General features: G+C 63.9%; 10 protein-coding genes. 6 read left to right on the top strand and 4 right to left on the bottom strand.

Annotated features, from left to right (window positions below; translation table 11 throughout):
- Nucleotides 1–80: 80 nt before the first annotated feature.
- Nucleotides 81–302 carry an acetyl-CoA carboxylase biotin carboxyl carrier protein subunit gene (locus ACP2YO_RS27760; RefSeq protein WP_426434339.1) on the bottom strand — a complete coding sequence of 74 codons (222 nt, stop codon included), beginning with the start codon at nt 300–302 and terminating at the stop codon, nt 81–83.
- Nucleotides 303–432: 130 nt separating this feature from the next.
- On the opposite strand from ACP2YO_RS27760, the gene ACP2YO_RS27755 reads away from it, so the two are divergent.
- Nucleotides 433–1,407, top strand: a complete 975-nt coding sequence (locus ACP2YO_RS27755) for an IclR family transcriptional regulator (RefSeq protein WP_426434338.1) — start codon at nt 433–435, stop codon at nt 1,405–1,407.
- Nucleotides 1,337–2,896: an acyl-CoA carboxylase subunit beta gene (locus ACP2YO_RS27750; RefSeq protein ID WP_426434337.1), complete on the top strand. Its 1,560-nt coding sequence runs from the start codon at nt 1,337–1,339 to the stop codon at nt 2,894–2,896. Before ACP2YO_RS27755 ends, ACP2YO_RS27750 begins: the two co-directional genes overlap by 71 nt.
- A gap of 95 nt (nt 2,897–2,991) precedes the next feature.
- Here the strand turns inward: ACP2YO_RS27750 and ACP2YO_RS27745 are convergent, their stop codons facing one another.
- Nucleotides 2,992–4,155 carry a patatin-like phospholipase family protein gene (locus ACP2YO_RS27745; protein ID WP_426434336.1) on the bottom strand — a complete coding sequence of 388 codons (1,164 nt, stop codon included), beginning with the start codon at nt 4,153–4,155 and terminating at the stop codon, nt 2,992–2,994.
- Nucleotides 4,156–4,385: 230 nt separating this feature from the next.
- On the opposite strand from ACP2YO_RS27745, the gene ACP2YO_RS27740 reads away from it, so the two are divergent.
- On the top strand, nt 4,386–5,168 hold the full coding sequence (locus ACP2YO_RS27740; protein WP_426434335.1) for an acetoacetate decarboxylase: 783 nt from the start codon (nt 4,386–4,388) through the stop codon (nt 5,166–5,168).
- Nucleotides 5,169–5,225: 57 nt separating this feature from the next.
- Here ACP2YO_RS27740 and ACP2YO_RS27735 read toward each other — a convergent pair whose 3' ends face one another.
- Nucleotides 5,226–6,524 carry an MFS transporter gene (locus ACP2YO_RS27735; RefSeq protein ID WP_426434334.1) on the bottom strand — a complete coding sequence of 433 codons (1,299 nt, stop codon included), beginning with the start codon at nt 6,522–6,524 and terminating at the stop codon, nt 5,226–5,228.
- A 424-nt stretch (nt 6,525–6,948) separates the two neighbouring features.
- Nucleotides 6,949–8,145 carry an acetyl-CoA C-acyltransferase gene (locus ACP2YO_RS27730; RefSeq protein ID WP_426434333.1) on the bottom strand — a complete coding sequence of 399 codons (1,197 nt, stop codon included), beginning with the start codon at nt 8,143–8,145 and terminating at the stop codon, nt 6,949–6,951.
- Between the two features lie 648 nt (nt 8,146–8,793).
- On the opposite strand from ACP2YO_RS27730, the gene ACP2YO_RS27725 reads away from it, so the two are divergent.
- The 3 genes from ACP2YO_RS27725 (at nt 8,794) to ACP2YO_RS27715 (ending at nt 11,343) form a co-directional block, all read left to right on the top strand.
- Nucleotides 8,794–9,240, top strand: coding sequence for a GYD domain-containing protein (locus ACP2YO_RS27725; protein WP_426434332.1), 447 nt, complete (start codon nt 8,794–8,796; stop codon nt 9,238–9,240).
- Between the two features lie 7 nt (nt 9,241–9,247).
- Nucleotides 9,248–9,790, top strand: a complete 543-nt coding sequence (locus ACP2YO_RS27720; protein WP_426434331.1) for a DUF1330 domain-containing protein — start codon at nt 9,248–9,250, stop codon at nt 9,788–9,790.
- Between the two features lie 290 nt (nt 9,791–10,080).
- The gene (locus tag ACP2YO_RS27715) at nt 10,081–11,343 is read left to right on the top strand and encodes an MFS transporter (RefSeq protein WP_426434330.1); all 1,263 of its coding nucleotides are present in this window, start codon (nt 10,081–10,083) and stop codon (nt 11,341–11,343) included.
- Nucleotides 11,344–11,782 lie beyond the last annotated feature (439 nt).

Raw genomic sequence — 11,782 nt, 5'->3', positions numbered from 1 at the left:
CGCGTCCCTCGAAAGATGAGGCGATCCGGGAGCCAGCATTTGCGAAGGGAGGACCGCGCGGGGAGGCGGGACGACTGCTGTCAGGTCTCGACGATCGCAACCGCCTGGCCTTCGGCAATGACATCGTCGATCTTGACCAGAATCGACTTGATTTTGCCTGCTGCCGTCGAGGTAACAGGTATTTCCATCTTCATGGCTTCGACGAACGCGATTTCGTCACCGTCGCCGATGCTGCTGCCGGCCTGAACGGGAAGCGCGCAAACGCGCCCGGCGACTTCGGTCACGACCTTGATCTCTGGCATTCCACTCTCCGATACCGTCTTGCGGAAATTTCATCCGGCGAACGGCTTTTTGTTGTGGCGGCAGATTGCCTGAGGTAGCTTCATCTGCAAGTGGAATTTTATTCCGCAGCACGGAACGGAGCGAAACAATATGGGACGGCGCTCGGAACGGCTTAGCCGGCAGGGAATGCTCGCCAGCGAGACAGGCGATGGCGATGTCATCCAGGTGGTGTCGCGCGCCTTTGATGTGTTGCGGTGCTTCGAGGGGCACGAGGCGCGGCTCGGCAATCTCGAAATCGCCAATCGCTGCGGCCTGCCGCGTTCGACGGTGTCGCGTTTGACGCACACGCTGACGCGGATGGGACAGCTCGTCTATCTGCCGCGCGATCAGAAGTATCGCATCGGCCCGAGCGCTGTGGCGATGAGCACGACGATGATGAAGGGGTTGCAGCTTCGCAATCTGATCCGGCTGCGTCTGCAGGACGTCGCCGACCAACTCCCCGGCACCGTGGGCTTCGTCATCCCCGACCGCTATCAAATGGTCTATCTCGAATTCGCACGCGCCGCGAACGCGCTGGGGCTGCACGAAGCCACCGGCAGCCGCATCTCGATGGCGACGACAGCCGCCGGCCATGCCTACACTGCTGCACTGGATCCGGTGCTCGGCGACGCGCTGATCGCCGAGATGGAGGGCAATATGCCCGATGGCGCAAAGATGCTCACGCCGCGGATCGAGGCTAATCGCCGTCATCTGCGCGAGCACGGCTACGTCGTCGCCTGCGGCCTGTGGAGCCCGCATATCAACGGCGTCGCGGTGCCGCTCTGGTCGCCGCAATATCAGACCTATGTGGTGACCACCATCGGCCTGCTCTCGGCGATGTATGACGAGAAGCGGCTGCACAAGGAGGTCGCGCCGCACATCGTCGACCTCGCGGCCGCGGTCGGCAGCCTGCTCGAAGGCGCCGACGGCGACATCTTCCACAATCGGATCGAGCGAAAGTCGCCTCCGGTGAGCGTCCATAACAACAATAAAATCATCAAGACGGAGGCGATGAATGAACTGGAAGCCGGAACTCGACGACCTCGCCCGGCGCGAAGCGTTCGCGCGGGAGATGGGAGGCGTTGACAAGGTCAAGCGGCAACGCGACCAGGGTCGGCTCACCGTCCGCGAGCGTATCGACGGGCTGGTAGACAAGCAGAGCTTCCACGAGATCGGTGCCATCTCCGGCATCGCCGAATACGACGAGAACAACGAACTCAAGCATCTGACGCCGGCGAACTGTGTGTTCGGCCGCGCCAGGGTCGATGGCCGCACCGTGGTCGTGGTCGGCGACGATTTCACCGTGCGCGGCGGATCGGCGGACGCATCGATTTCCGCCAAGCCGCTGATGGCGGAGGAGATGGCGCATGACTTCCGCCTGCCGATCATCCGAGTGATCGAGGGCTCCGGCGGCGGCGGCTCGGTCAAGACGATCGAGACCAGGGGCGCTGCCAATCTGCCCGGCGGCGTCGGCGGCACGCGCTGGTACTGGTACACGACCGCCAATCTGGCGCGCGTGCCGGTGGTCGGGCTCGGCCTCGGCTCGGTCGCCGGTCTCGGCGCCGCGCGCCTGGCGGCGACCCATTATTCCGTCATGACCAAGAGCTCCGCGATGTTCGTTGCCGGACCGCCGGTGGTGAAGCGCCTCGGCCAGGATTTGACCAAGCAGGAGCTCGGCGGCGCCGACATCCAGACCCGCGCCGGCGCGATCGACCAGGCCGTCGATACCGAAGAGGAGGCGTTTGAGTACGCACGGCGCTTCCTCTCCTATCTGCCGTCGTCGGTCTATGAACTGCCGCCGACCATCCCCTGCACCGACGATCCGGAACGTGCAGAGGATTCGCTGTTGAAGGCGGTGCCGCGCAACCGGCGGCAGGTCTACAAGATGCGCCCCATTATCGAGGCGGTCGTCGACAAGGGCTCGTTCTTCGAGGTGGCGGCCAATTTCGGACGGCCGGTTATCACGGGCCTGGCGCGGATCGAGGGCAGGGCGGTGCTGCTGCTGGCGAGCGATCCCTTCCACTATGGCGGCTCCTGGACTGCGGATGCCTGCCAGAAGGTGGTGCGCTGGGTCGACTTCGCCGAGACCTTCCATCTGCCGGTGGTCTATCTGATGGATTGCTCCGGCTTCATGATCGGGCTCGAGGCGGAGAAGTCCGCCACCATCCGCCACGGCGTGCGCGCGATGACGGCGGTCAACCAGAGCACGGTGCCCTGGTGCACCATCATCATCCGCAACGCCTTCGGTGTCGCCGGCGTGGTGCATCAGCCGGCCAACCGCTTCTCGATGCGCTACGCCTGGCCGTCGGCCTATTGGGGCTCGCTGCCGCTGGAAGGCGGCATCGAGGCGGCGTATCGCGCCGAGATCGAGGTGGCGGCGGATCCCGCGGCGAAACTGCGCGAGATCGAGGATCGCCTCAACAAGCTGCGCTCGCCGTTCCGCTCGGCCGAGAAGTTCTGGGTCGAGGAGGTGATCGACCCTCGCAAGACCCGCTCGCTGCTCTGCGAGTTCGCGCGTCTGGCCGAACCGATCCGCAAAGCAGGCCCGCCGAGCAATATGTCCACGCGGCCGTAGCTTGTGACGTTGTCATTCCGGGGCGGTCCGCAGGACCGAACCCGGAATCTCGAGGTTCCGGGTTCATGCTTCGCATGCCCCGGAACGACATCCACCTAATCCGTCTCGCGATGCACGTCGTGGATCACGATGCCCATGCCGTTCTCGGGCATCTTGATCCAGTCCCGCCGCTTCAGCGAGCGCTTGGTGTCCTCGTGTCCACTCGCCCAGTGCTCACGCATCGAGGTGCCGGAGAATTCGTGGTCCTTGGCGTCGCCCTCATAGGCCTTCTGCTGATAGATCAGTTGCAGCAGCGTGATCCCGGGCAGCGTGCTGTTCGATTTCTTGAGCTGGCGCTCGTCCTCCGACAGTTGATCGTCGGGGATCTTCGCCAGCGCGTTGTGCAGGGCGGTGCGCAGGCTGTAGGTCTTGCGGTAGACGTCGGTGTTGTAGCGGGTGCGCGACGAATACATGATGTCCTTGTGGCGGGCCATCACGTCCTGGATGTCGCGCGGTAGCGTGCCGCGGGCCGAGAACAGGTCGACCTGGAACACCAGCGAGTTGGCGTTGTCCTCCTGGTCGAGCAGATGCTGCAGCGGCGTGTTGGAGACGATGCCGCCATCCCAGAAATGATCGGTGCCGACCTTGACCATCGGCAGCGCCGGCGGCAGCGCGCCGCTCGCCATGATGTGTTCCGGGATGATCTCGTCATGGGCATTGTCGAAATAGATGAAATTGCCTGAGAGCACGTTCACGGCGCCGACCGCGAAGCGCATCTTCTTGGAGTTGATGCGGTCGAAATCGACCAGCTCGAGCAGCGACTCGCGTAAGGGCACGGTGTCGTAGTAGCTGGTCGCGGTGCGCGAACCGGTCGGACTGAACCATGGATTGGTTTGATGCGGGGTGAAGAAGCCGGGTTGCCCCAGCGTCGTCGTCATCCATGAACTGGTGAAGTTGCGGGCCTGGCGGAAAATGTCGCCGTCGGGCGTGTAGTGCCAGATCTTGCGGCTGGTAATGCGGTCCCAGAAGGTATGCAGCCGCTCCAGCCGCTTCTCGGGCGGATTGCCCGCGATGAGCGCCGAGTTGATCGCGCCGATCGAGACGCCGCAGACCCAATCCGGCTCGATACCCACCTCGTGCAGCGCCTGATAGACACCGGCCTGGTAGGCGCCGAGCGCCCCGCCGCCCTGCAGTACCAGCGCGACGCGATTGCACCCTTCGGGCCGCCAGCCTGGCATCTGGTGGTCGATATCGTCGGAATGAGGGGATCGCGCGTCCATGACCGGTACTCCAATTTGCGGCGAGAATTCAGCGCAGGCATGACGCCGTGATGACAAGCCGCGGCCGGCGCGTCGTGCATCTGGCGCGTTTGCCTGCATGGTTAGCGTTGGCCTCTCCGCAAAACGCAGGTCACGCGGCGCAGGTCACGTGGCTGACGGAAATCCCTCACATCGCCGTCAATCTCGGCCGCTAGCCTCCGGTCAATATTTCCAAACAGGGGGATTTTGCGATGCGCAGGGAAGATCTGCTTAAGCTTCCGTCGATGCCGGCCGCTGGTCCGAGCTATCCGGCCGGACCCTATCGTTTCGTCGACCGCGAATTCCTCGTCATCACCTATGAGACCGATCCGGACCTGATCCGCGCCGGCCTGCCCGAGCCGCTGGAGCCGATCGCAGACCCGATCGTGCACTACGAATGGATCAAGATGCCCGACAGCTCCGGCTTCGGCAGCTACACCGAGTCCGGCCTCGTCATCCCGGCCAAGCTGCACGGCGAGGACGTCAATTTCGTCTGCCAGATGTATCTCGATGACGATCCGCCGATCGCGGCCGGCCGCGAGATCTGGGGCTTTCCGAAGAAATATGCCCATCCGAAGCTCGAGATCGTCAAGGACACGCTGACCGGCACGCTGGAATATGCCGGCCAGCTCGTCGCCATGGGCACAATGGGCTACAAGCACGAGGCGATGGCCGGCAACGGCGACGTCACCCGCGCCACGCTGTCGAAGACGCAAGTGAATCTGAAGATGATCCCCGGCGTCGATGGCCATCTGGAAATCTGCCAGCTGGTCGCGATCAACCTCACCGACATCGTCGTCAAGGGCTCGTGGATCGGGCCCGGCCGGCTGCATCTGGTGCCGCACGTCAATGCGCCGGTCGCGGACTTCCCGGTCAAGCGCGTTATCGGCGCGCATCATTATATCGCCGACCTGACGCTGCCGTTCGGCCGCGTCGTGCACGACTACAACAAGCAAGCCGACGAGGCTGCGCCGACCGGCCTCGCTGCGGAATAATAACCGACGTTACCCGGAACGACTGATGGCGCGCAGCCATGTTGCGCGCCATTTTCTTCAGGCCGTGACCGGTTTCGCCCGTGGTTGCGGCTGCGGTCGCGAGATCGCCAGCACGATCCCGGAGGCGAAGATGCAGAGCGCGCCCGCGATGAAGAACGCCGGCAAATAGCTCGCATAGAGTGTGCGTGACAGGCCCGCGCCGAACGCGGCGGCACCGGCGCCAAGCTGATGGCCGGCAAAGATCCAGCCGAACACCAGATTGGCACGCTCGGCGCCGAAGCGCTGCGCGGTCAGCCGCACCGTCGGCGGCACGGTCGCGATCCAGTCGAGCCCGTAGAACATCGCAAACACCGAGAGACCGTAGAACGAGAAGTCCGAGAACGGCAGCCAGACCAGCGACAGCCCGCGCAGGCCGTAATACCAGCAAAGCAGCCTGCGATTATCGAAGCGGTCCGACAGCCAGCCCGAGATGATGGTGCCGAAGAAATCGAAGATGCCCATCGCGGCGAGCAGGCTTGCGGCCTGCACCTGCGGGATGCCGTAGTCGAGACACATCGGGATCAAATGGACCTGGACCAGGCCGTTGGTCGAGGCCCCGCAGATGAAGAAGGTCGCGAACAGGATCCAGAACACGGATGATTTCGAGGACTCGCGGAGCGTGCCGAGCGCGGCGGCTATGATCGGCGCATTGGCCGGCGGCGGCGCGGGCAAGGGCGCGGTGCCTTCATCGCCGAACGGGCGTAGGCCGACATCGCTCGGCCGGTCACGCATCACCATCAGCACGGCAAAGGCGGCGATGCCGAGCGCGACGCAGACCATCGCCAGCGCCACGCGCCAGCCATAGCGGTCGGTCAGGGTGGCGATCAACGGCAGGAAGGCGAGTTGCCCGGTCGCGACACTCGCGGTGAGAATGCCGACCACGAGGCCGCGGCGCGCCGCGAACCATCGTGCGGCGATGGTCGCGCCGAGCACCAGCGCCGTCATGCCGGTGCCGATCCCGATCACGACGCCCCACAGCAGGACCAACTGCCAAACCTTGGTCATGAACAGCGAGGCGACGAGGCCCGACACCACGATCAGCTGCGCCGCCAGCGTCACGTTGCGCAGACCGTAGCGGTTCATCAAGGCGGCGGCGAACGGCGCCATCAGCCCGAACAGGATGAAGCGGATCGACAGCGCCGAGGAAATCTCGGCGGTGGACCAGCCGAACTCCTTCTGCAGCGGCACGATGAAGACGCCGGGCGCACCGACGGTGCCGGCCGAGATCAGCGCGGCAAGGAAAGTCACGCCGACCATCACCCAGCCGTAATGGATGTTGCGGCGGGCGAGGGTTGCAGCAAGCCAGTTCGAGATCATTGGGCTCCAGATGTCCGACAGGAAATCAATTCGAGATGCACAGCATAGCACGAGCGAGCCACGTCTAAAATGACGTGGTTCCCTCGTTTTCAGACTCGGAAAGCCAGCTGGAGCGTGACGAGAATGGCAACCGCGAAGACGCTGCGCTCCCTCTCCCGCTTGCGATCCAATTGGACGATACGGAATCAGACATCCTTCCAGTCTTCAACCTCGATGTGTGAATGCTGTAGACCCGCTTGCGGGGAGGGCTGGGGTGGGGGCTCTCTCCACGAGTCAGAATCATCGAGCGGAGAGAGCCCCCACCCGCACCGCATCTTTCGATGCGATGCGACCTAAGAGCGAGCTTCGCTCGTCTCGACCCCCGCAAGCGGGAGAGGTGCGCCGTGTCTGCGGCCGGACCGATTCAACCTAACGTCAGCCCGCTCTAATGCGTGACCCGCTCGACCGCGATCGCGGTGGCTTCGCCGCCGCCGATGCACAGCGCGGCGACACCGCGCTTCAGGCCCTGTGCCTCCAGCGCGTGCAGCAGCGTCACGATCAGCCTCGCGCCGGTGGCACCGATCGGGTGGCCGAGCGCGCAGGCGCCGCCATTGATATTGAGCTTGTCCCTGGGAATGCCGAGGTCGCGCTGCGCCGCCATCGCCACCACCGCGAACGCCTCGTTGATCTCGAACAAATCGACATCACCGACGCTCCAGCCGACCTTGTCGAGCAGTTTTCTGATCGCCGGGATCGGCGCGGTGGTGAACCATTGCGGTTCCTGGCTGTGGGTGGCGTGGCCCTTGATCTCGGCCAGCACCGGCAGCCCGTCGCGGTCGGCGAGCGAGCGCCGGGCGAGGATCAGCGCCGCGGCGCCATCGGCATTGGCCGAGGAGGCGGCCGGCGTGATGGTGCCGTTGGCGCGGAACGCCGGCTTCAGCCCGGGGATCTTGGCCGGATCGACCTTCAGCGGATGCTCGTCATTGGCGATGACGCGCGGGCCGGCCTTCTCTTGCAGCGTGATCGGCGCGATCTCCGCCTTGAATGCGCCGCCCTCGACCGCCTTGCGGGCGCGGCTCAGCGTCTCCATCGCGTAGGTGTCCTGGTCGGCGCGGGTGAACTGGTAGGCCTCGGCGGTGGCCTCGCCGAAATCGCCCATCGAGCGTCCCGTTTCATAGGCGTCCTCCAGCCCGTCCATCATCATGTGGTCGATGATGCGGTCGTGGCCGGCGCGATAGCCGCCGCGTGCCTTCTGCAGCAGATACGGCGCGTTGCTCATGCTCTCCATGCCGCCGGACAGCACGATCTCGGCCGAACCGGCCTTGATGATGTCGTGGGCGAGCATGGTCGCCTTCATGCCGGAACCGCAGACCTTGTTGACCGTGGTGGCGCCGGTGGCGTCGGGTAGTTTGGCGCCGCGCGCGGCCTGGCGGGCAGGGGCCTGGCCCTGGCCGGCCGGCAGCACATTGCCCATGAATACTTCATCGATGCGCTCAGGCGCCAGTTTGGCGCGTTCCAGGGCCGCGCCGATCACATGAGACCCGAGTTTGTGCGCGGCGAACGGCGTAAGTTCCCCCATGAAACGGCCGAGCGGGGTGCGTGCAGCGGAAAGGATGACGACGGGATCGGGACTGGATGTCATGGCGGGACTCCCTTGAATGCCGGAGATTCTATTGGATTATATTCATCATATGATGCGACGCAAAAAACGCAACCCGCATGATAAATTGTCGTGTTCACATGATTTGGAATGGGAGCGCTTTCTCTGGGCGCAAATGCCTTGGTCCCATGTTCGGTGTCGTCGCCCGGCTTGACCGGGCGATCCAGTATTCCAGAGATAGTCGTGCTTGAGCCGATGGGCCGCGGCGTACTGGGTCGGCCGGGTCAAGCCGGGCGATGACAGCGGTGGGCGTAGTTGCGCGTTCTCGCGACATGATCTGCCCGAGCTTTGGATTTCGTTCCGCCCTCTCCACCGCGCGTTCGTGACGTGCGCTCGCCCCTCGATCGGGTGGGACGGGGGAATTCATACACTGATTTTTATTTCTGATAAAGCGAAATATTTTTTGAGGCAGAGGATTGCCACGTCGGGCAATCAGTGATTGGGAGTTTCGGCGTGGGAGCCCAGTCGGTCATCCATCGCAGGTTCATATCTCCAATAATGGAGGGGATGCCCAGTCCGCATGTCGCGGCCCCGCGTTGCTTATGCTCTTTCGCACGGCGGGCAGCTGATGTAAGCTTCCAGCAGAGCCGCCACGGGACGTGCCGAAATCCCGATAGTCATGGCAGCGCCATGCCCACGGCAGGGCAGTGTACTTTCAACATTTTCGGATGCGGCGAACGTGTCGACCTCTCCGGGTCGGCACGGAAAACTCGTTTTCACAAAACCCAGAAGGAGCATGCCATGCATTTTTGTCTCACCGGGCAATATACGCCACGCGCTCTCAACGCCATTCTGGAAAACCCCGCGACCAACCGCCAGGAGGCCGCGCGCAAAGTCATTGAAGCGGCCGGCGGAAAGCTGGTGTCGATGTACAGCGTTGCAGCAGACGGTCCGGGCGTCATGGTCATTTTCGACGTGCCCGATCCGAGCACGGCGCCCGCCATCTCCGGGCTGACCGTCACTGCCGGGACACTGCAGAACGTGAAGCTGACGCGGCTCTTCACGCAGGACGAGATCAAGCAGGTCCGCCAGAACGCGGTCAAGCTGCGCCCCTCCTATAGCCCGCCCGGCAGCTGAGATCTGGATGGCGAGGCTGCGGCTCGCGGACGAACGGCAGCTTCGCCATACCCTCGGCTTCAACAGACCGACGTTTTTTTGCCGGTGCTATTTGTATTCGCAAGCGCACGGTCGTGCGATCCAGTACGGCCGATTGTTTTTCAATTCTCAGGGAAAAACGGTCATGAAAACTTATTATTCAATGACATTGGCGATGCTCGCTGGCTTCGGACTCGGTGCGGTCGCGGTCCAGGGTCTCCATGCCCAAGCCAAGCCGCCGGTATATCAGGTGGTAGAAATCGAGCCCACGAACCTGGAGTCCTATGTGAAGGACTATGCCCCGAAGGCTCAAGCTGCCATCAAGGCGGCCGGCGGCAAATTCCTTGCCGCTGGCGGCAAAACCACGACAATCGAAGGAGAGCCGCCGAAATCGCGCATTGTTATCCAGCGATGGGATAGCGTTGAGCAGATCAAAGCCTATCGCGATTCCGCGGCCTTCAAAGACCTCCTGCCGCTTCGCGACAAGCTAGCGAAATTCCGGACCTACACCGTCGAGGGAGTGCCGCAATAGCCAGTCGAACAGTCGGCATGTCAGATTGGAAGGCCGTCTTCGCGGGCGGCCTTCTTCCTCCCGCACAGCCAAGGCAGGCCGAGAAAATAGACGCTCGGCACTGCTGTGATCCCGCGCTTGTGCCCTGGCACTCGGCTCGATGACCGTATCTCGTTTACGAAGGCGCATGGCAGCATGCGGCGGTTTTGATTGACACGGGCATCGTCAGCGCTACCTTGCCAAAACAGGGAAGTTTTCCCAGAAGAATCAAGAAAAGGGCAGGGAAACGCCGTGAAACGCGTCATCGCGTCTTGAGCGGGCTTGCGCGGAGGTCCGCGCTCGCGCCATTCCGCATCCGCAGCTATCGATTTCAATGGCCGTCCGACCTGCTGACCTCCTGGGCGTTCGAGGTCGAAACGCTGGTGCTCGGCTGGTACATTATGGTCGAGACCGGCTCGGTGCTGCTTTTGACCGTGCTCGCATCGCTGCAATATGTCGGGACGCTGATCGCGCCGGTGCTTGGGATGGTCGGCGACCGCGTCGGGCATCGCGATCTGCTGGCCGCGATGCGCTTTGCCTATACGGCGCTCTCCGCGACCATCATGACGCTGGCGCTGTCGGGCCATCTGGCGCCCGTGAACGTCATGATCATCGTCGCGATCATGGGGCTGATCCGCCCGTCGGATCTCGGCGTGCGCGGCGCGCTGCTCGCTGACATCATGCCATCGGAGATATTGGTCGGTGCCATCAGCCTGGCGCGCACGACGCAGGATAGCGCGCGCATCGCCGGCGCGCTGACCGGTGCCGGATTGTTCGCAGCACTCGGCATCGGTTACGTCTATGTGGCGATCGCCTGTTTCTATTTCGCGGCGGCCGTCCTGATGCTTTGCATGCACCGCCCGGAACAATCCGTCGGCGACGCCGGTCACGCGGTGAACGATCCGCCCGGCTCGACGCTGTTGCGGGACCTCAGGGAGGGCATCGTCTATGCCTGGAATGGCCCGGGCATGCGGGCTGCGCTCTGCGTCGCGTTCCTGGCCAATCTCACCGCATTTCCCCTGACCAACGGATTGCTGCCTTACGTGGCGCGCGACATCTTTCACACTGACCAGACCGGGCTCGGCTATCTCTCCGCGAGCTTCGCGGTGGGTTCGCTGATCGGATCGATCACGCTCAGCCTGGCCGGCGGTGTGCGGATCGCCCGGCTGCTGATCGGCGCGACGCTGGCCTGGTACGCCATGCTGCTGGTGTTCGTCGAGCTCAGGACCATGCCGGTCGCGATGGCCTGCCTCGTGCTCGCCGGCATCGCGCAGAGCATGTCGATGATCTCGGCGGCCGTGATGCTGATGCGCAACGCCAGCGCCCATCTCCGCGGCCGCGTGATGGGGGTGCGCATGATGGTGATCTACGGCCTGCCGCTCGGCCTGCTCGCGGCGGGCAGCCTGATCGACCTGATCGGCTATTCCGCGACCGGCACGCTGTTTGCGGCGGCAGGCTTCCTTGCGATGCTGGCGATCGCGCTGCACTGGCGCGCCGATCTCTGGCCGCTGCACGCGCCGGCGAATGCGCGGTGAGGAGGATAGCGGGCTACGAACTGTCAGCCATATGCCACACGTCGCCTCAGGAGCAGTTCAGGACTGCAAACGGTACATTCGGGAAATGCCACTCGAAGTTCTTGCCGTCCAGGGTCGTGCAGTGCCTCACGAGCGGAGGTTGCGGCTGAGACGGAGCGGTGGCTTGCGGTGTAGGAGGCGTCGTGGGCCGCGGCACAGCGACCGGAGCGCTGGCGGAGGCCAACGTCACGGCGTGCGGATCCGCTGCCTGGGCGGCCGCCGAGTCCAGAACCAGGGCAGCAATCAGAAGCATGTTGCGCATATACCGCCTCCGTCGCAAAAGTCGGGCGAGCAAGCTCCACCCTGCATGACGGCGCGATACTAAGCTGCAGGGGAGGATCGTCCGTGCCCATGGTCACACATGCTTGCGGCGAGCCATTCTCGCAACGATGCGCGGACG

Source organism: Bradyrhizobium genosp. P (genome assembly GCF_049949265.1).
In the GTDB taxonomy this organism is placed as follows: Bacteria; Pseudomonadota; Alphaproteobacteria; order Rhizobiales; family Xanthobacteraceae; genus Bradyrhizobium.
The sequence above is the reverse complement of the archived record's forward strand: the minus strand, read 5'-3'. Positions and strand labels throughout refer to the sequence as shown.

Bases quoted from the DNA above. Each gene is read 5' to 3' on its own strand.
- ACP2YO_RS27740 (WP_426434335.1), top strand. From the start codon at position 4,386: ATGCGCAGGGAAGATCTGCTTAAGCTTCCGTCGATGCCGGCCGCTGGT.
- ACP2YO_RS27730 (WP_426434333.1), bottom strand. From the start codon at position 8,145: ATGACATCCAGTCCCGATCCCGTCGTCATCCTTTCCGCTGCACGCACC.
- ACP2YO_RS27745 (WP_426434336.1), bottom strand. From the start codon at position 4,155: ATGGACGCGCGATCCCCTCATTCCGACGATATCGACCACCAGATGCCA.
- ACP2YO_RS27725 (WP_426434332.1), top strand. From the start codon at position 8,794: ATGCCCACGGCAGGGCAGTGTACTTTCAACATTTTCGGATGCGGCGAA.
- ACP2YO_RS27720 (WP_426434331.1), top strand. From the start codon at position 9,248: ATGGCGAGGCTGCGGCTCGCGGACGAACGGCAGCTTCGCCATACCCTC.
- ACP2YO_RS27750 (WP_426434337.1), top strand. From the start codon at position 1,337: ATGAACTGGAAGCCGGAACTCGACGACCTCGCCCGGCGCGAAGCGTTC.
- ACP2YO_RS27735 (WP_426434334.1), bottom strand. From the start codon at position 6,524: ATGATCTCGAACTGGCTTGCTGCAACCCTCGCCCGCCGCAACATCCAT.
- ACP2YO_RS27760 (WP_426434339.1), bottom strand. From the start codon at position 302: ATGCCAGAGATCAAGGTCGTGACCGAAGTCGCCGGGCGCGTTTGCGCG.
- ACP2YO_RS27755 (WP_426434338.1), top strand. From the start codon at position 433: ATGGGACGGCGCTCGGAACGGCTTAGCCGGCAGGGAATGCTCGCCAGC.